The following is a 20,892-nucleotide window of genomic DNA, read 5'->3' on the forward strand; positions in this document are numbered from 1 at the left end:
AGGGCAAGGATGCCCTAACTTACAATGTTAACATTGAGTATCGTGCAGGTTAGATTGCCATTTTAGAGGCTTTTGTTCTGTTTCAGCCGACGAGGAATGCATAGCCAAAAAGTCTATACCGTTAATACTAAAATGATTTTCCGTCGCATCAGCATCACAACTAATGGCCACCGCGCTATAATGTTCCGCATATTCGATATCATTAACCCCTAGATTTAATACGGCGAGTAGACACGAAGAGAGGGTCATACCTGTTATAATTTTTATCAGCATTCTTATAAATCGTCAAAAGCGAATATGTACGAAATATAAATGTAATCTATATTTCGCACAAGAATTCATATAGCAAAGTTTATCGCTTATCTCACTTTGCTAAACTTACTTCCACCAATTGACACCAGTAGCTAGCACCAATTTCCAATGCATCATCATTGAAATCATATTTAGGGTTATGCAACATCATTCCATGGCTACCTTCAACACCATTACCAATGAATACATAACACGCCGGAACCTCTTTCGCTAGAAAAGCAAAATCTTCAGAAAAACTCTTCGGTACACAGCCAGTAGTGACATTCTGCTCACCCACAACAGCTTTTGCTGCGCGTTCTGCAATAGCCGTTTGCGCTTCAGCATTATAGGATACAGGGAATTCAGTGACGGTTGAGACCTCTCCTTCCATACCAAATGCGGCACAGCTTCCTTCGACAATCTCTCTCATTCGTTTTTCAACCAGTGCAATATTTTCATTACTAAAGGTTCTTGAATCGCCTTTAATATTGATATTGCTAGGTATCACGTTTCTCGCGCCGTCAGTAATAACTTCGGTAATAGACACAACGGTTGCTTCTAATGGATCAACTGCTCTCGCCACAATAGCCTGAACACTCGACATTACTTGAGCCGCGACTACGATTGGATCATTAATACGGTGCGGTGAGGATGCATGACCACCTTGTCCTTTGATTTTGATATCAAATAGCGTTTCGCTCGCCATCGTACCACCAACACGCATCTCGATTTTGCCCAACTCTAATCCAGGCAAATTATGCATTCCGTAAACTTCATCCGCAGGGAATCGCTCAAAAAGGCCATCCTCTAGCATAGACTTAGCGCCCATGCCATACTCTTCATCCGGCTGAAAGATAAAGTAGACAGTACCTTCGAAGTCACCGAATTTCGCTAAGTGATGCGCCGCACCAAGTAGCATGGCCGTATGGCCATCATGTCCACATGCGTGCATTTTATTTGCATTGAGTGACTTATAGTCAAACTCATTTTCTTCTTCTATGGCAATGGCATCTAAGTCCGCACGAAGCGCAATAGATTTACGTTGAGGGTTGTCTCCACAACGAAGTACGCCCACAACACCAACTTTGCCAATGCCTTCATGAACTTCTATTCCTGCACTCTTTAACGACTCAGAGACAAACGCCGCGGTCTCAACAACATCAAATGCAATTTCCGGACGCTGGTGAATATGATGCCTCCAAGAGACCATATTGCTAATCAACTCGGCTGATAACTGTTTCATGATTACTATTTCCTGATTACTGCTTCATGAGAATGAAGTCGATGAAAATAGCCTCTTGGGGGTTAAAAGAGGCATATTTTATTATTCTACTGACATGCCATAGCCTGTAATGGTTATGGCCGACTATAAGGCTTACTTGATGACTATCAATTCTGGTTCAGCACGCTCGCTTAACCACTCCGCACCGTCTTCTGTGATGACGATGTTTTCTTCATGAACCATAGACTTACCAGGTGCGTACACCATGCCTGGTTCCAGTGTCATTACCATGCCAGGTTTCAGCACAGTGTTGTCTGTTGCGGTGTTAGAAGGACGCTCTGTCAGTTCCATACCTAAACCGTGACCAAGACGACCTACGTCGTTACCTAGTGCACCGTTGGCTTCCAGTACTTTCCACATTGCGTTGTAGATATCTGTTGTTGTTGCACCCGGACGTGCGGCTTCAAAGCCTTTCGTCGTCGCTTCATACGTTGCACGGTAAGCGGCTTTGGTCTGCTCGCTTGCGTCACCAAATGCCCAGTTACGGTCAAAGTCAGAGAAGTAACCATCACGTACTGCGCCCGTATCAATGATAAGCACATCGCCGTGTTCAATAACGCGATCAGTTGGACCCATTATGATGCTGTCATAACCATCTGGGCCTGAGCCTGCAATGATATACGGACATTCATCTGCGCCTTCTAAAAGCATATCAATACGGAACTGCTTACAGATTTCACGCTCAGACATACCCGCTTTGGCGTATTCTGGAATTTTTGCAAAACCCACGTTAGTGATGCGGCAGATTTCGCGTGTTTTTTCGATTTCAGCTTGAGATTTAATTTGACGAAGCTCGTGAACGGCAAGAGAAACATCAACAAACTCTTTTTTCACCATAGTGGTTAACGCAAGGTAGTTGTTCACTGGCATACGTAGGTGAGATTCGATACCAAGTGTGGCACCAACACGACCGTGCTTACATGGTAGTGAGTTCAATACACTTGCAACTAGGCTGATACCGTCATCTTCTGGACGTGGTGATGGCCAAGTGATGATGTTATCAATCCAAGTTCCCGCCATGCCGCTTGCGCCGATTTCAGGAATAATAGCGGTAGGTTTACCTTCAGCTGGAACCACAACAAACCAAGGACGAGTAGGGCTATGCCAGAATTGCGTATGAAAGCCGGTAAAGTAACGAACGTTCGGCTCAGTGGTAAAAATCATCGCATCTAGCTTCTGCTCGTGCATGATTTTTTGAGCTCTTTGTGTTCTGTTTTCAAATTCGGCTTGTTCAAAGCCTCTGTTTAGAAAGTCCATCGTATCCCCTTTTGCATCAATCTTATTTGGATTACTAAATTACAACCAGAGTTAAATTAAGTTAACTATGGTTAATAATATTAATGATAAATCCTATAAAATATTGTGACGGAGCGCTTAAAGTTAACAATTGTGACTCGAAAATAGATATGAAACTCCATTTAACTAATTCACGCTGAGAACCATCTTTGTTATCTAAGCCTTACCACCAAACAACAATGGCCATCTAGGTTATCATTATTCATAGTGACTCAGCTATTGACTTAAAAAGAACACTATTCAATCAATACCAATAAGCCTCAGCTAAATAAAAGCCCAGAAAACGGTTACCATTAGTTAACTAAAGCAGGCGAAACAATAGTTAACTAATATGAACTATTGTTTCATAGGTACATACACAGCGCTCAACGTTTAAAACGCAAAAAAGGGTCATTATAAAATGACCCTTTTTCACTTATTGCTAATCAACTTTTGAGCGATTAAGTTTTGTTTAGTCGCCGTTCGAAATTAACCTTATTACTCTACCGTTACTGCTTTTGCTAGGTTACGAGGCTGGTCAACATCGGTGCCTTTAATTAGGGCAACGTGATAAGAGAGCAACTGCATTGGTACGGTATAGAAAATAGGTGCTGTGATCTCATTAACGTGAGGCATTTTAATTATCTTCATGTTTTCGTCGCCATCAAATCCGGCATCGGCATCGGCAAATACATAAAGTAAACCACCTCTGGCGCGTACTTCTTCAACATTTGATTTGAGTTTCTCAAGAAGATCATTACTTGGGGCGATAACCACAACAGGCATATCCGCATCAATCAAGGCTAGAGGCCCATGCTTTAACTCACCAGCAGCATACGCTTCAGCATGGATATAAGAGATCTCTTTTAGTTTAAGGGATGCTTCCATAGCAATTGGGTAAAACTCACCACGCCCTAAGAATAGCGTGTGCTGTTTGTCAGCAAAATCTTCTGCCAGCGCTTCGATCTCTTTATCAAAAGCTAGAGCACTTTCAATTTGTACTGGTAACTCATGAATCGCTTGAACTATTTCTTTCTCTTTCGCTGCATCTATATTGTTGTTCTGCTTACCTATCGCGGTAACCAGCATTAGCATAGCGGCAAGTTGCGTAGTGAAGGCTTTTGTTGAAGCAACGCCTATTTCTGTTCCTGCTCTGGTCATAAAGGCAAAGTCAGACTCACGAACAAGTGACGAACCTGAAACATTACAGATGGTCATTGCAGCCATGTAACCCTTCTCTTTTGCTAAACGAAGCGCAGCCAATGTATCAGCGGTTTCACCAGACTGAGAAAGCGTAATCAATAAGCTATTTGGTCGAGTAACAAATTTGCGGTAACGGAACTCAGAGGCTATTTCAACATCACAGCTCACTCCGGCTAGCCCTTCGAACCAATATCTTGCGGCCATACCTGAGTTATAAGAGGTCCCACAAGCGATAATCTGTACATGCTCAACCTTGGTCAGAATGTCCAGCGCATTGACACCAATACTCTCAATAATAACGGATTCCTGTGTAATACGACCTTCCATCGTATTGATAAGCGCGGTTGGCTGCTCGAAAATCTCTTTCTGCATAAAGTGACGATATTGACCTTTATCACCGGCATCATGCTCAGCATTAGACTCAATAATCTCACGCTCAACGTCATTACCATTGATATCCATAACGGTCACAGTTCTACGCGTTATTTCTGCCACATCACCTTCTTCTAAGTAACTAAAGCGACGAGTCACGCTTAGCAAAGCAAGCTGATCGGATGCCAAAAAGTTTTCACCCACACCGTAACCGATAACGATCGGGCTACCAGAGCGAGCAACCACCAATTTTTCAGGATCTCTACGATCAAGAATAACCGTACCATAAGCACCATCTAACTGTGCTGCCGCTTTATGAAGCGCTTCTACTAAAGTTGCAGATGTACGACGTTCCCATTCAACTAAGTGAGCAATAACTTCTGTGTCTGTTTGAGATTCAAACTGGTAACCACGTTGCTTCAAAAGTGCGCGTAACTCTTCATGGTTCTCAATTATGCCGTTATGAACAACGGTAATATCGCCAGAGATATGAGGGTGAGCATTAACTTCGGATGGTTCTCCATGTGTTGCCCAACGTGTATGAGCGATCCCAGTACCACCAAGAACCTCTTGCTGATTCACGGCGTCAGCTAACTCTTGCACTTTTCCTAAGCGTCTTACACGAGTAAGGTTGTTGTCACCATCGACAACGGCGACACCCGCAGAGTCATATCCACGATATTCTAAACGGCGTAATCCCTCTACCAGAATTTCTGCTACATCACGTTGTGCTACTGCACCTACTATTCCACACATGTTTACACTCCAATTTCTAATTTTATTTACTCGATGCTAAATACATTATCTAGCATCGAGTGATTTGTTCTTTATAGGGTTCGAATAACTCGTACACCTTTGGATTCAATATTCAGTTTTTGCTGATCGGTTAGTTGAGCGTCACTGACTAATACATCTATGTGTTGCCATGAGAGTTCCAAATTGGGAATTTTTCGACCAATCTTCTCTGACTCAATCATAACAATCACTTCTCGTGACACTTCTGCCATCACTTTACTGAGTCCAAGCATTTCATTAAATGTAGTCGTCCCTCGCGTCAAATCAACACCGTCAGCCCCAATGAAGAGTTGGTCAAAGTCATAAGCACGTAATACTGACTCAGCAACTTGTCCCTGAAACGACTCTGAGCGAATGTCCCAGGTTCCTCCTGTCATTAACAGGGTCGGTTCATTTTCCAACTCACTTAACGCGTTAGCCACATGAAGCGAATTGGTCATAACGATCAACCCTTGTTTTTGATCCAGTTGTTGAATCAACGCACCCGTCGTACTGCCACTATCAATCACAATTCTGTTGTGATCTCGGATGAGCTGAGCAGCAGCAATCGCAATATTTATCTTTTGCTTTGAAACTTTCTCTGAAACTTCATCACTTACTACCTCTTTAGGCAACGCGATTGCCCCGCCATAGCGACGTAGCAGTAAACCATTGCTCTCTAATGAGGCTAAGTCTTTACGAATAGTGACTTCTGAAGTATCAAATTGGACAGATAGCTCTTCAACACTGACTTCACCTAGTTCATTAACCAGTTTATTAATCGTGTGGCGCCTAAGTTGAGTATTTCTTTTTGACATTAACTGAAACTTATAAATTACGAAACGAAACTATTATATTTTAATTGAAACTTTATTGTCTATTTATTTCGATGCAAAAATTAAAAATTTTAAGATGAAAATTTGTTCTAGAACAATTATCAACAGTGATCTTGATCAGATTATTTGTTAGAATTCGCGCCCTAAAGAAATTTTATTACACAAATTACCGTTATTTTTTTGCAACTTTTAGTCTATAGACTGACCAAGAATACAAAAAAATAGCAGTAGCAGTCGCTGCAACGAATCGTTTTGTAGCTTAACTGTTTAATAGATTTCAAGCTGGCTCTGGGCTCAAAGGCATAAGCTGTAAGAAAATAATCAAACAACACAAAATGTTGTCATTTTCTTTCTTATGTTGCTCAATGAACAGCAACACAAACTTAAAATGTAAATATACTTACCGGAGAGTATCTTCCATGAAAAAGACCAAAATCGTATGTACGATTGGCCCGAAAACTGAATCTGTAGAGAAGTTAACTGAACTAGTAGAAGCAGGCATGAACGTTATGCGCCTAAACTTCTCTCACGGCGATTTTGAAGAGCACGGCACTCGTATTGCTAACTTCCGTCAAGTAATGGAAGCAAAAGGCAAACAACTTGCGATTCTGCTTGATACTAAAGGCCCTGAAATTCGTACTATCAAACTAGAGAATGGCGATGACGTTGATCTAGTAGCAGGCCAAGACTTCACTTTCACTACTGACACATCTGTTGTTGGCAACAAGAACGTTGTTGCGGTAACTTACGCTGGCTTCGCTAAAGACCTAACTGTTGGTAACACCATTCTTGTTGATGACGGTCTAATCGAAATGGAAGTAACGGGTCTAACGGATACTGACGTTCAGTGTAAAGTACTTAACAACGGTGCTCTAGGCGAAAACAAAGGCGTTAACCTTCCAGGTGTTTCTGTTCAACTTCCTGCTCTTTCTGAGAAAGATAAAGCTGACCTTAAATTTGGTTGTGAGCAAGGTGTAGACTTTGTTGCTGCTTCATTTATCCGTAAAGCAGAAGATGTGAAAGAGATTCGCTCTCTACTTAATGCAAATGGCGGCGAAAGCATCCACATCATCTCTAAAATTGAAAACCAAGAAGGCGTTGATAACTTTGACGAAATCCTTGAGCTTTCTGACGGTATCATGGTTGCTCGTGGTGACCTAGGTGTTGAAATCCCAGCTGAAGAAGTAATCTTCGCTCAAAAAATGATGATTGAGAAATGTAACCGTGCTCGTAAGATGGTTATCACTGCAACTCAAATGCTTGATTCAATGATCAAAAACCCTCGCCCAACACGTGCAGAAGCGGGTGACGTTGCGAACGCAGTAATGGACGGAACAGATGCAGTAATGCTTTCTGGTGAAACAGCTAAAGGTAAATACCCTGTTGAAGCAGTAACTATTATGGCTCAAATCTGTAACCGTACAGATAAAGCACTTAAAGCTGAACTAGGTGATCGTCTAGATAGCCCACGTCTACGCATTACAGAAGCTGTATGTAAAGGCGCAGTAGACACTGCTGAAAAACTAGCTGCTCCACTTATCGTTGTAGCAACTGAAGGTGGTAAGTCTGCACGTTCAGTACGTAAATACTTCCCAACAGCAAACATTCTTGCTCTAACAACAAACAAAAAAACTGCGGCACAACTTGTACTAACGAAAGGTGTTCGTCCAGTGGTTGTTGATTCAGTAGACAGCACAGATGCTTTCTACGTAAATGGTAAAGAGCTTGCGCTAAACACAGGTCTTGGTAAGAAAGGCGACATCGTTATTATGGTATCTGGTGCACTTGTTGCTTCTGGTACAACTAACACAGCATCTGTACACGTATTATAATTTCTTAAATTATTCTCGCAGAATGTAAAAAGAGGGTTTTAAACCCTCTTTTTTTATGCCTATCGTTTAGTTCTCTACTCACTCGACTCAGTTTGTACTGAACAGAGTTTACCGCATAAGCATCTACTCTCTTTCTCTCCAGCCCCAAAATACTAGACTAAAGTCTTAACTCTAAAATAGACCTTTTTAGCTGATTTTAAATAGAAAAAATCGGGGAAAACCCCGATTTTTTTACCATCCAAAAAACTCTTTATGATGGGTATTTAATAGTAGCACCATTGGTAAAAAATAGATTGCACTAAGCTTGATACCAAGTACCACCAAGCCACCAATGGTAAGCCTCACTAGAGATTGCGTAAACATACTATGCCTCATAAACCCAGACTGTATGATTTCCTTAATAATGCACGGATAGCCGCGTTTCTTCCTAAATGAGTAAACTGGGATTGTTCATAAAACGTACAGTTTACCCATTTATAAGTTTAGCTCAAGTTTTTTATTAAATTATACTTTAGTCGAATATATACTCAGCTAATCTAAAGATGCTCACTTAGCGAAGTTTTGTTGGTGGCTAGCTTCAAAAATACTAACTCTCGTCACTATGACCAATGGAGGTTTGATTTCGTCCTAATGACTTAGAACGGTATAACGCAACATCCGCGGTTTTATAACACTGAGTCGCATTGGAGGTTAACAGGGTAATTCCGATACTAATGGTAGCGCTGTTGCGGCCGTCAGTTGCAACGGAAGTACGGATGCGGTTAAGTACCACCTCTGCTTCAGGCAACTCGGTGTGAGGCATGATGATGGCAAACTCTTCGCCGCCAATACGAGCGATAAAGTCCGTTTGACGGGTATTTTGCTGTAATTGCATAGAGATTTGCCGAATCACTCGGTCACCTTCATCATGACCAAGTTCATCATTAATTTTTTTGAAGTGATCAATATCTAACAGCGCTAAGCAACCAATATGATTTTGTGGATAACGGAGCACCAGCTGTGCTTCATTCTGTAACTCTGCCTCAAACTTACGACGGTTCCATAGTTGAGATAGCTCATCTTTCTCACTTAAATAACGCAAGCGCTCTTCCAGCTCTTTACGCTCAGAAATATCGACCAGAGATATGATGTAGTTAGTTACATTTTGTCTAGAATCTAGTACCGCCTGAATTCGAGTAATGGTAATTAATTCAGCACCAGATCGCCCAAGTATTTTTAGCTCCCCTTCCCAACTATGATCAGCTTTCACACTATCCCAAATGGCTGACCAGCCAAAAGGAAAACGCATATCAAATAACATCTTTCGCAAATTACCATAACGAATCTGGCTGTCTCGATAGCCTGTGATTTTTTCAAATTCTCTATTTATTTTTAAAATTCGATACTGAGCATCGCAAACCATAACCGCAGACATTCCATTTAACGCAGCCATAGCGAGTTTGCTTTCAAGATTTCGTTTTTGCGACAGGTAAACAATATAAGCAGCCGGAATACCCGCGAACATGATAACCAGCATAACCAAGCTGGCCATTTGAATGATGGCATAATACTCTTCTCTGACTTGCTCAAATAACTGCTGCTGAGTGAACTCAATAATGATATAGAAGCTATTACCAGAGTGAATATTAACTTGCTCATATATATAAATAGCCCCATCGTTTTCAAATACGCCGATTGGGGTGTTCTTCATTTCATGCCATAGTTTGGGATGACTCAAACCGAGGTTGTATTGCTTTCGCTCTGGTATGGCAAAGCCAAATAATCGTTCAGGATCTGGATGTACAACGTAGTCACCTTGCAGTGTCACCACCCTAGGTCGAAAACTGGCTTGAGGCGAAAAGTCCAATAAGGATGCAGATAACCAAAAATCAATACTTAAAATTAAATAGCCTTGTCGCACGCCATCATGTTTATACGGTGTGATAATATGCTGAATAGGTACATAAGGATCGTCAGAATCTCCCAGCGCTTTTTCTAAACCAACCCCAAGCGTACCAACTTCACCATCTGCCAAGGTTTTAGCAAATTCAAAATAACGTTTAGTCTCAATATTTTTATAGTCAGAACGTGCGATTGCACCTTGCTCTAAATAGGAGTACTCAACTTTAATCTGTTCCTGCCCACGAGTATCAACATAACGAATCTGTTTAAAAAAGCTTTGATAGCCCGTTAATGTTGACCAAATCTCTTCTACTTGTTGTTTTTTAGCTGAATTTTCATTTGCAACAAACTGCATTAATGCCCGGTTTTGATTGAGTAACTCAATTGTAGAGGTGATTTGGGAATCAAATTGATAAAACTCTCGCGCAGTAAAAAGCAGTTGAAACTTGCTGGTTTCAATAACATTCTCTTTATTCTTGTTATATAGAGAGTGATATTTTAGCGAGTAGCCGTACCCAACCGCTCCACTTAACAGCAGGCAGATAACAATGATTAGAAAAAACCAGCGCTTCTTTAACATTGTAACCTTATAAAATGTGAGGTTGGTTCAAAAAGAGCACGCATTGTACCAATAAATAGATCTATAAATAAACAAAAGCCCTCCACAGATTAGGAGGGCTTCATCAAAGTTTAAAAAAATAACTAATCACTATACTTTTAGCGCTCTCTCTCCTCGAGCAATGCCAACTACACCACTTCTCGCCACTTCAATCACTTCAGTCACATCTGAAACCGCAGTAATAAACGCGTCTAATTTGTCACTGGTTCCTGCCAATTGAATAGTATACTGGGATGGCGTTACATCAACGATTTGCCCGCGGAAAATATCTGATGTTCGTTTTACTTCTGCTCTAGCAAAGCCACTGGCTTTTACTTTAACCATCATCAGTTCACGCTCGACATGGTCATGCTCAGTAACTTCTTGAACTTTAAGCACATCAATCAGCTTATGAAGTTGCTTCTCTATCTGCTCTAACACCATGACATCACTATCTGTAGTGATGTTTAAACGAGACAAGGTTTCATCATCGGTAGGCGAAACAGTGAGTGACTCAATGTTGTAACCACGTTGAGAAAATAGGCCAACAACACGAGAAAGAGAACCGGGCTGGTTTTCTAATAGTAAAGAAATGATATGTCTCATTATGTTCTCTCCGTTTTGCTAAGCCACATTTTATCCATCCCCTCACCTTTAATTTGCATAGGGTACACATGCTCTGTCTCATCAATACTGATATCAATAAATACCAGTTTGTCTTTCATATCCAATGCTCTCTTTAGCTCAGATTCAAGTTTGTCTGGAGAAGAGATTCGAATACCAACGTGACCATAAGCTTCTGCGATCGCAGCAAAATCAGGCACTGAGTCCATATAAGAATGAGAATGTCGGCCTTGATATATCATATCCTGCCACTGCTTAACCATACCTAGGAAACGGTTATTGAGGTTTATAATTTTCACTGGAATATCGTATTGCAGTGCTGTCGATAGCTCCTGAATATTCATCTGAATACTGCCATCACCGGTAACAATAACGACTTCCTCTTCCGGCATGGCAAATTTTATTCCCATACCCGCAGGCAAACCAAAGCCCATAGTTCCTAAGCCACCGGAGTTTATCCAGCGACGAGGTTTATCGAACGGGTAATAGAGTGCAGCAAACATCTGGTGCTGGCCAACATCAGAAGCAACATAAGCCTCTCCATCAGTTAACTTGTAAAGCGTTTCTATAACTTGCTGCGGTTTTATGCGATCACTGCTGGTATCGTATTTCAAACATTGACGATCTCGCCATTGTGAAATCTCATCCCACCAGCTATTTAATGCCGCCTCATCATTGCGGCTCTCTTGTTCATTTAGAATCTTTAACATTGCATCCAGCACAACATCAGCAGAACCGACAATCGGCAGATCCGCTCGAATGGTTTTTGATATCGATGACGGATCAATATCAATATGCATTATCTTGGCGTTTGGACAGTATTTCTCAACATTATTGGTGGTACGGTCATCAAAACGAACTCCGACACCAAAGATTAAATCGGCGTTATGCATCGCCATATTCGCTTCGTAGGAGCCATGCATACCCAGCATACCGAGAGAGTTTTTATGAGTTCCCGGAAACGCGCCTAACCCCATTAATGTGCTGATAACTGGCAAATTTAATGTTTCTGCCAATTGTAAAATTTGTTTATCACTTTCAGAAATAATCGCGCCACCACCAATGTAGAGAACGGGTTTTTTCGCTTCTAATAGGGTTTTTAGGCCTTTCTTGATCTGCCCTTTATGTCCACTAGTTGTTGGATTATAAGAACGCATCTTGATAGATTCAGGGTACTGATATGGGAACTTCAGCAGTGGATTCAGCATATCTTTTGGTAGATCAACGACCACAGGACCAGGACGCCCTGTCGAAGCAAGATAAAATGCTTTCTTAACAATTTCTGGGATAGTTTTTGGATCGGTAACGAGAAAGCTGTGTTTTACTACCGGGCGGGAAATACCCACCATATCGCACTCTTGAAAAGCATCATTTCCAATTAATGTACCCGGAACCTGACCTGACAACACCACCATAGGTGCTGAGTCCATATAGGCAGTCGCAATGCCCGTAATCGCATTAGTTGCACCGGGGCCAGAGGTAACTAAAACAACCCCTGTTTTTCCGGTTGCACGAGCATAACCATCAGCCATATGCACCGCTGCTTGTTCATGGCGAACCAGCACGTGTTCAATATCGCTTTTTTGGTGTAGTGCATCGTAAATATCGAGAACTGAGCCACCTGGGTAGCCAAAGATGTGATCAACGCCTTCGTCGATCAATGAGCGAACAACCATATCCGCACCGGACAACATTTCCATCGTTTTTTCTCCTTAATACGACATATTAAGAACGGCGGAACCTCAGTAGCCTGTATCTGAGTTTCTCCCAATTGTCGTATCACATAGCTAGGGCTTATTCGTAGCCTAAAATAGTAAAAGAGACATCTTTCATGTGTAACACAGAAACAGGAGATGAACACTTTTGCTATATCCATGAGTTATACAAGGCATACCCTTGTATATAAGCTCTAATTTCAAGCTTATTCGCCATTAAATCAAGGGCAAAACGAAAAAAACAACCATGTGCTATAGGTTAAATATGAAACAGTAATAAACTCTGAAACAAGCAACAATTTTAGAACATATCATCAACAAATCAGAATCTAACTACAAAAAAGCCCATCTGATCTCTATGACCAAATGGGCTTTTGTCACTATTTTACTGTCGATTACTTTTCGCTAGGCTTATTGTCAGAGTACATCTCTTCAATTTGATCTTCATAACGTTCATCGATGACTTTGCGACGAAGCTTCTGAGTTGGCGTTAACTCACCTTTGTCCATAGAAAAGGCTTTCGGTAGAATGGTGATCTTTTTCACCTGCTCAAATTTTGCCAAATCTTTTTGCAATTCAGCTACGCGCTTTTCCAACATTTCAATCACATGGCTATGTTTTATCAACTCTAACCTGTCATGATATTTAATGTTTAGCTCCTTAGCGTACTCTTCTAATGATTCAAAACTCGGCACTATCAATGCTGATACAAATTTTCGAGTATCGGCAATCACCGCGATCTGCTCAATAAAGTGGTCTTTACCGATGGTGCCTTCAATATGTTGAGGAGCAATATATTTGCCTCCCGACGTTTTCATTAGCTCTTTAATTCTATCGGTAATATAGAGATTGCCTTCATCATCAAAATGTCCAGCATCTCCGGTCTTAAGAAAGCCAAGCTCATCAAAAGTCTTTTCGGTCTCTTCTGGCATTTTGTAATAACCACGCATCACCATAGGGCCACGCACGAGTATTTCGTTGTTCTCACCAATTTTCACTTCCGCATTGGGCATTAAGGAGCCAATGGAATCCGGTGAAAATCGATTGTCTTCCCAACAAGATACCGTCGCGGTGGTTTCTGTCATACCGTAACCAAGTTTTACATTGATACCGATAGCATGGAAAAAACGACCAATGGTTGGATCAAGTTTGGCACCACCACAAGGCATAAAGTTGATGCGTCCACCCAATAGCTCTCTCAACTTCGCCAGTACGAGTTTATCGGCAAGTTTATAGCATTTGGTTAGTAACAAAGAAGGCTCTCGCCCTTCTTGTTTACAAGCGGCTATTCGAGCCCCCATATTCACGGACCAAGTAAATACCAGTTTGCGATGAATTGGTGCTCGCGCTACTTTCTCATGTATTGCAGAAAATATTTTTTCATAAAAACGCGGAACAGCACTCATGACTGTTGGTTTGATTTCACCCAATGCATCACGAACCTGCATTGTGTCTTGCAGATAACAGTTTGTTGCCCCTTTATAGAAAACATAAAAAGACCATGCTCGTTCAAACACATGTGATAAAGGTAGAAAACAGAGAGAGACATCATTTTCTGTTAACGCTAGATTACTGTCATGTCCTTTGCATTGAGCAGCCATATTACTGTAATCAAGCATGACACCTTTAGGCTGACCTGTGGTTCCTGAAGTATAAATGAGCGTAAATAAGTCATCGAAATTGGCTTGATTTAATCGTTCTTCAAGTTCTGTATTGCCCTCAGGCTGAGCTTTGGCAATAAAATCACCCCAAGAAATCCCAGCGGGTTGATCTTGCAGATCGATGTCATCAGACATTGCCACGATTACTTCAAGCGTGTCGCACTGTTCAAAAATAGTGAGTGCAGCGTCGTACTGCTCTTGCTCACCCACAAACAGCACTTTTACATCCGCATTTTGCAACACATATGCGGACTGGCTTGCCGTATTCGTTGCGTAAATAGGGACAGTAATTGCCCTAATTTGCAATGCTCCGAAATCAGCGATTGACCACTTTGGCATATTGTTGGCAAATATGCCTATTTTGTCTTGAGCTTTTAATCCTTGAGCCAGCAGTGCTAATGAGAGCGCATCAATTTCTTGACCAAACTGCTTCCAGCTAATGTCTTTCCATACACCAGCGACTTTATGACGAAGAGCAACTCGATCACCATGTTTAGCGACCTGCTCTTTAATACGTTTTACGATATGAAAATCTAAATTAGCCATCTCTTTACCTTAAGCTTACATATGTAAGCTGATTTGTGCGGACAATATACATTTCAAGGCAAAAAAGGCAACTTCGATAGCTGAAGTTATTTAGTTGATCACGGAATAATTCTCCACATTTTTGCTTTGCTGAAAAAACCAAAGCACTGAATGGAAATACCATTCAGTGCTTTATTTAGTTCAGTTTGTACTGTTAGATTTTATCTGCGCAGCTGTCGTTCTCTAGAAACAAGCTAAAAACTAGTCGTTTGCTATGACATCGCCACAGATCATCATTAACTGATCTCTCATCCAGATATGGCCACGATCTTTTTCACTTGATGCATGCCAACTAAGATAACCATTAATCTTATTGTTATTAATAGGAAGATCCAGCACCTTTAGTTGGTCACGATCGGTCAAGTTTTCCACTAACCACCGTGGTGCAACCGTAATGAGTTCTGATTGACTAACGACATAGAGGATATTGCTTAAGCTGGTCCCTTTGTACGCGGCTTGGCAATCTAGATCTCGATATGCTTGTTCAGAGTAACTACGCATACCATTCATCTTCGACAATTTTGCATGCTTTTCCGTTACCAACTCTTGTTCTGAGATGCTATCACCAATTCTTGGGTGAGTTTTGGCAGCGACGACCACAAGTTCATCAGTAAAGATCTCTGTGCTAGAAAAACCTGCTTCATCGAAGCATGTATAGTCAATGGCAAAATCCACTTCCTGAAAGCGCATTTTTTCTGACAATTGACTATCAAAATCCGCATCCATTTGTAACTGAATATTTGGCGCATTTTCTGCAACGCCCGTTAATATCTTAGGTGCGAATCGAACATCACAAGGACTACAAACAGCAAGTTTAAAAGACCTTATTGACGTTTCTGGGGTAAATATAGAGTCTGGTAATTCATTACGAACCAATTGCAACGCCTGACGTATTGGACCAAATAATAGGCGAGCTCTTTGCGTTGGTTGAATACCTCGGCCATAACGCATAAACAGGTCATCATTAAACATGACTTTAAGTCTAGCAACCGCATTACTTACAGCAGGTTGAGACATGCCAAGATTTTGCGCTGCTCTTGTTATATTCTGTTCCTGCATTACTGCGTCAAAAACTGTCAGTAAATTTAGATCTACTCCACGTAATGTCGACTCCATTCGATAACCTGTAGCAGCAGAACCAACTTCATTTTTATTCAACATTGATGTGCCTCATATCATTTTCGATAATTAGTTGTATTTAAGATTGAAAGTAACGTCATTGCGTTACCGAATAGAAACCAAGAAATCGGTGATTTTTAATAATTAAAATATACTTTTAGCATCCGAATGCCATTCACTATCCATCAATGAATGAGCACAAATCAATAACCTTTATAAATAATTAGTAAATTTTAGGTACTAACATAAAAAATAACTAGTAAACAAAAGGTTAAGAAAAATCTAAAAAGATATAAATTCAGATTATTTATAATGAACAATGAAAAATTCACCATCACTATATGTGACCTGCAAATCTGGCCTATAACAATACGAGGAAGTATTTATATTAAAAATATCATAGAAACATAAAGTTACAATTAACTAAAATAGCAACAAATCAATGGTGAGATCACTAGCAGAGTGATTGGCGTTTACGAATTCATGAGATGAATAAAGGGCGCTTTTAAATACTTAAAATCAATATTTGTCAGCGCTACTTATTTAATGCATCAATAAGGTACTGCTTAAACTGAGCACACCGTTCTGGCATAGGATGTCTTGGTCGAAAGTACATATAGATATCAAAGTTTGCACATTGATAATCCGACATGACATTAATCAACTGCTTTTGCTGTAAATGATGATGTATAACGGAATGAGGTAGATAAGCAATCCCAGCCCCTTGCAGTGCCAAATCACATAGCATTTCACTATTGTCACACTCGAGAGCATCTTTAATTTCAACCACTGTGGCTATATTGTTGAGGCTAAATCCCCAGCGATTACCACCCAACAACGTTCTAGCGTATAAGCAGCGATGTTGCATAAGCTCTTCTGGATGCTGAGGAGGAGGCATTTTTTCCAGATAACGGGGAGAGGCACATAAATAGAGCGGCTCACTCAATAGCTTTCTACGTACTAACAACGAGTCTTGCGGCGTTTCTCCTATGTATGTTGCTTCTGCACGAAATGCAAAATCAATGGTTAGTGGGTCAAAATCACCCGCTTCAATAAACACCTTAAAGTCGACTTTAGGATGTAACAACATGTATTCGGAAATTATTTTGCTGAGATACTGTCTTGCAAACAAAGGGGTTGAAGAGATTCGAATTTCACCTTGCTGAAGTTCAGCCAAATTCTGAACTTCTTCTATCGTGGCATTAATTTCAGGAAGAATATGAGAGAGGCGTTGATAAAGCAGTTGCCCTGCTTGCGTAGGGGTAAGTTGTCGTGTGCTTCTTTTTATTAACTCTATATTCAGCACCTCTTCCAACTCTTTCACCCAGCGACTGCCTGCCGCAGGAGAGATCCCTTGCTTACTCGCGGCTTCACGAAAAGAGCCTGCATCTAACACTGCACAGAAAAACACCATCTTATCAATAATTGGCTGTCTACTGCTTAAGTAATGAAGACTCATCCTCTCTCAACCAGTCCTTTCTCTAACGCGATCATCACTAGCCCTGCTGTCGATGTAGCTCCTAACTTCTTTTTAATTCTTAGTCGATGAGTTTCCACGGTTCGAACACTAATGCACAAGGTTTCTGCTATCTCTTTGTTGCCCGCACCACTCACTATCGCTTGCAGTACATCTAGCTCTCTTTTTGACAAGGTATTGTCTTTGGGCTCTGGCTTTTCATTAAATTGTTCTAATAGTTTATCTGAGGCTTGAGGGCTTAAATATGAGTGCCCTTGAGCCACCTGATTGATTGCGGTAACAAGATCATCAGAACCGACATCTTTTAAGACATAGCCTTTTGCTCCCGCTTTAATCGATCTCACGACATACTCTTTGGTGTCATGCATAGAGAGCATGATGACAGCGACTGTAGATTGTTCTTTCTGTAGCTGCTCCAGTACCTCAATCCCATTAAGGTCTGGCATATTAATATCCAACAACAATACGTCAGGAACCAAATCACGAGTCGCTGTTAACGCCTCACTCCCAGTGCCAACACAACGAATGATGGTGAGGTTATCTTCTCTCTCTAATCGAGACTTTAACCCATCTTGCATCAATCGATGGTCGTCGGCCAATACCAGCTTAATCATATAAACTCCATTCGTAAGCTAACTCTTACTTCCGTTCCCTGAGCGGCATCACTGGTCACTTTAAAGTCACCACCAATGGCTTGAATTCGTTCTTTCATATTCTCTAGCCCCATATGTTCTAGCATAGGGTTATTGCTTTTCTTTTGTAACAGTTTTCCACGAGAAAAGCCTTTACCATCATCACTGATGGTAAGAAGAAGGTATTTACCCTCTTTCTGTAACACAATATCTACACCTTGCGCCTCGGCATGTTTTTCTACATTATGCAGCGACTCTTGCACCACGCGGTAGAGAGTCGTCTCTACATCAGGAAGCAAAGAGAGATCATCAATATCATGTTCAAAAATCAGTTCTAGTTCGGTTCTATCACGCAACTCATTTACATAGGTTTCAATTCCGGCAACCAGACCTAAATCATCAAGCTGTGGAGGGCGAAGATCTCTTGATATCCTGCGCAACTCTATAATCGCATGATCCATGGCCTGCTTACTCGCTTCCAGCTCCCCCTCTTTTTTAGCAGGGTTCTTCTCACGATTAACATTCTCTAATCGATATTTGGCGGCAACCAATAACTGATTTACCCCATCATGCAACTCTCTAGAGACTCGCTTTCGTTCATTTTCTTGAGAATCAATAATTTGCTGATTCAATAAAGTTAGCTGCTCATTAGCGAGTTTTCTCACGTTTAGATTCAAGGATGCACCCAGTGCAGCAATAAGCGATACCGCGATAAAAACCACTAAAAAGAGTACCGCAGCACTTTTTCCAATATTTTTATCAAAGCCATTTTGCATATGAGCCACTTGGTTTTCTACATCATCGAGGTAGACACCGGTTCCTATCATCCATTGCCATTTATCCAGAGAGACGGCATAACTCAGCTTAGGGAGTGGTTCTTGTCTTGAGGGTTTATGCCACAAATAGTCCACAAACCCCCCACCCTGCTTCGCAACGGAGATCAGCTCTTGTAGCAGTTTTTTACCTTGAACATCTTCCACCAACCACCAGTTCTTACCGATTCGATCCTGTTGATATGGAAGCACCAAAGCTTCTCCTTGCCAAGTATAAGCAAAGAAATAACCATCACTGCCGTATGTTAATCTACTGAGTATCTGCGCCACTTTTTCCTTAGCGTCCAGCTCTGATAACTGAGAGTCTAAATAGTAAGGTTCAATACTTTTCACCGCTAACTCAACATACTGTTTTAACTCTTGTTTTTTCGCCACCACAATGTTGTTTCTGGTGAGCTTAACTTCATCTTCCACTAAGGTTTTTGCTTGGCCAAAAAGCAAAGTAGCAACAATCGTCACCACCAGAACCAGAGGGACAATTGAAAGTAAAATAATATTGATGGATAGCTTTCTATAGTTAATAAACCCCATTTACATCACCACTTAAAGAGTTCATTGAAAAATATAGACTAGCGTTAAAAAGTCTACGTAGTATTACTGAATCACTGAAAAAAATAGCGCATTTTTACCGATAAAATTTGCGCAATTCTCCCAATAGTTCCAGATGAGATTCCATTCTAAACTAACCACAAATGTAACACGACGTTAACATTATTAACAAATAAGACAACTCAGCGTTTACATTTACAACCATGAGATAAGGATCTCTTCCCTACAAGGAGAATACAATGAATTTTAAAAAAGTTATCTTAGCAACCGCGATTGCAAGTGCAATGGTCGGATTTACCAACAGTGCAAATGCCGCCAGCAAAATCTTGTTAAAAACCCCTGTTGCTTTCGGTACACACCTTCCTGCACTTGGTACTCCGATAAAATGGTACTCCGAGCATATTACGGCAATGTCCGGTGGCACCATCAAAATGAAGATATACGAACCAGGAAAACTGGTTAATCCAACCGAGATCCTTGATGCCGTATCCACAGGCAAAGTCAATTCAGGCTACTCCACTGCGGGCTACTGGCAAGGCAAACTTCCTGCTTCAGCACTCTTTTCTGCTGTCCCTTTTGGCCCTGAAGCTGGTGAGTATATGGCATGGCTCTACTTCGGAAATGGCTTAAAGCTCTATCAAGAAATGTATGATCAAGGTGGGTATAACGTCAAAGTTCTACCTTGTGCGATTATCTCACCAGAAACTTCGGGTTGGTTCAAGAAGCCGATTGAAAAACCAGAAGATCTAAAAGGGTTAAACATGCGCTTCTTCGGTCTTGGTGCATCTGTTATGGAGAAACTTGGGGTCGGTACTGTTCAGTTACCGGGAGGTGAGATATTTGGTGCTCTTGAAAAAGGCGCCATCGATGCATCTGAGTTCTCACAACCTGCCATTGATCAGCGCTTAGGCTTCCATAAGATTGTGAAATATAACTACTTCCCAGGCTGGCACCAGCAGTCCACTGTGTTTGAATTATTAATTAATAAGGACACATGGAAGAAGATGGATAAAACACAAAAATCGGCGATTGAAACCACTTGTATGGCGACCATGACCTACTCTATCGCGGAAGGTGAAGCGATGCAGTTCAGCGCCATGCAAAAAGCCAAAGATAACGGTGTTGAAATACGCTACTGGAACGATGAAATGTTATCGCTATTCGAAAGCACATGGTTAGAAGTTGTCGATGAAAAACAGAAAGCAGACCCATTCTTCAACAAAGTGTGGCAAGACCTAAGTGAATTCCGCAAAGGTTATGCCCTTTGGGAAGCCAACGCCTTCCTGCCACGTTCTAGCAACAAATAATCTACCCTGCCTAGCCAGTCAATTATGGCTGGCTGATTTATTTAGG

The 20,892-nt window shown here is 41.2% G+C and carries 16 protein-coding genes; 2 read left to right on the forward strand and 14 right to left on the reverse strand.

Going from position 1 to position 20,892, the window contains the following annotated elements:
* Positions 1 to 27 precede the first annotated feature (27 nt).
* The 5 genes from CHJ_RS12965 to CHJ_RS12985 form a co-directional block, all read right to left on the reverse strand.
* Complete coding sequence (locus CHJ_RS12965; protein ID WP_317917872.1) at positions 28 to 273, reverse strand: hypothetical protein; 246 nt, start codon at positions 271 to 273, stop codon at positions 28 to 30.
* 91 nt (positions 274 to 364) lie between these two features.
* Positions 365 to 1,534, reverse strand: a complete 1,170-nt coding sequence (locus tag CHJ_RS12970; protein WP_171754803.1) for an amidohydrolase — start codon at positions 1,532 to 1,534, stop codon at positions 365 to 367.
* Between the two features lie 132 nt (positions 1,535 to 1,666).
* The gene (locus CHJ_RS12975) at positions 1,667 to 2,830 is read right to left on the reverse strand and encodes a M24 family metallopeptidase (RefSeq protein ID WP_317917873.1); all 1,164 of its coding nucleotides are present in this window, start codon (positions 2,828 to 2,830) and stop codon (positions 1,667 to 1,669) included.
* A gap of 516 nt (positions 2,831 to 3,346) precedes the next feature.
* Positions 3,347 to 5,179 (reverse strand): glutamine--fructose-6-phosphate transaminase (isomerizing), encoded by a 1,833-nt coding sequence (gene glmS / locus CHJ_RS12980; RefSeq protein WP_171754834.1) that lies wholly within the window; start codon positions 5,177 to 5,179, stop codon positions 3,347 to 3,349.
* A 71-nt stretch (positions 5,180 to 5,250) separates the two neighbouring features.
* Positions 5,251 to 6,015 (reverse strand): DeoR/GlpR family DNA-binding transcription regulator, encoded by a 765-nt coding sequence (locus CHJ_RS12985; RefSeq protein ID WP_171754833.1) that lies wholly within the window; start codon positions 6,013 to 6,015, stop codon positions 5,251 to 5,253.
* Positions 6,016 to 6,452: 437 nt separating this feature from the next.
* Here CHJ_RS12985 and pykF point away from each other — a divergent pair, with 437 nt between their 5' ends.
* Positions 6,453 to 7,865 (forward strand): pyruvate kinase PykF, encoded by a 1,413-nt coding sequence (pykF, locus tag CHJ_RS12990; protein ID WP_171754832.1) that lies wholly within the window; start codon positions 6,453 to 6,455, stop codon positions 7,863 to 7,865.
* Positions 7,866 to 8,096: 231 nt separating this feature from the next.
* Here pykF and CHJ_RS12995 read toward each other — a convergent pair whose 3' ends face one another.
* The 9 genes from CHJ_RS12995 to CHJ_RS13035 all read right to left on the reverse strand — a co-directional run bounded on the left by CHJ_RS12995 (position 8,097) and on the right by CHJ_RS13035 (position 19,521).
* Complete coding sequence (locus CHJ_RS12995) at positions 8,097 to 8,228, reverse strand: hypothetical protein (protein WP_301338381.1); 132 nt, start codon at positions 8,226 to 8,228, stop codon at positions 8,097 to 8,099.
* A gap of 223 nt (positions 8,229 to 8,451) precedes the next feature.
* A complete protein-coding gene (locus tag CHJ_RS13000; protein ID WP_317917874.1) occupies positions 8,452 to 10,326 on the reverse strand; it encodes a sensor domain-containing diguanylate cyclase in 1,875 nt (624 codons plus the stop codon).
* Between the two features lie 129 nt (positions 10,327 to 10,455).
* Complete coding sequence (gene ilvN / locus CHJ_RS13005; RefSeq protein ID WP_171754830.1) at positions 10,456 to 10,950, reverse strand: acetolactate synthase small subunit; 495 nt, start codon at positions 10,948 to 10,950, stop codon at positions 10,456 to 10,458.
* A complete protein-coding gene (locus CHJ_RS13010; protein WP_171754829.1) occupies positions 10,950 to 12,668 on the reverse strand; it encodes an acetolactate synthase 3 large subunit in 1,719 nt (572 codons plus the stop codon). The genes ilvN and CHJ_RS13010 overlap by 1 nt, the downstream gene beginning before the upstream one ends.
* 410 nt (positions 12,669 to 13,078) lie before the next feature.
* Positions 13,079 to 14,890, reverse strand: coding sequence for an AMP-dependent synthetase/ligase (locus CHJ_RS13015; RefSeq protein ID WP_171754828.1), 1,812 nt, complete (start codon positions 14,888 to 14,890; stop codon positions 13,079 to 13,081).
* 240 nt (positions 14,891 to 15,130) lie between these two features.
* Positions 15,131 to 16,090 carry a transcriptional regulator LeuO gene (gene leuO / locus CHJ_RS13020; RefSeq protein WP_317917875.1) on the reverse strand — a complete coding sequence of 320 codons (960 nt, stop codon included), beginning with the start codon at positions 16,088 to 16,090 and terminating at the stop codon, positions 15,131 to 15,133.
* 493 nt (positions 16,091 to 16,583) lie between these two features.
* Complete coding sequence (locus CHJ_RS13025; protein ID WP_171754826.1) at positions 16,584 to 17,507, reverse strand: LysR family transcriptional regulator; 924 nt, start codon at positions 17,505 to 17,507, stop codon at positions 16,584 to 16,586.
* Positions 17,504 to 18,139 (reverse strand): response regulator transcription factor, encoded by a 636-nt coding sequence (locus CHJ_RS13030; protein WP_317917876.1) that lies wholly within the window; start codon positions 18,137 to 18,139, stop codon positions 17,504 to 17,506. The genes CHJ_RS13025 and CHJ_RS13030 overlap by 4 nt, the downstream gene beginning before the upstream one ends.
* Complete coding sequence (locus CHJ_RS13035; protein ID WP_317917877.1) at positions 18,136 to 19,521, reverse strand: cache domain-containing protein; 1,386 nt, start codon at positions 19,519 to 19,521, stop codon at positions 18,136 to 18,138. Before CHJ_RS13035 ends, CHJ_RS13030 begins: the two co-directional genes overlap by 4 nt.
* A gap of 257 nt (positions 19,522 to 19,778) precedes the next feature.
* Between CHJ_RS13035 and CHJ_RS13040 the strand changes: the two genes are divergently transcribed.
* Entirely contained in the window at positions 19,779 to 20,846 is a 1,068-nt protein-coding gene (locus tag CHJ_RS13040) for a TRAP transporter substrate-binding protein (RefSeq protein WP_317917878.1), read from the forward strand.
* The last annotated feature ends 46 nt before the right edge of the window (positions 20,847 to 20,892 follow it).

Origin of the sequence: Vibrio sp. MACH09 (assembly GCF_033238805.1) — a bacterium.
Classification (GTDB): Bacteria; Pseudomonadota; Gammaproteobacteria; order Enterobacterales; family Vibrionaceae; genus Vibrio.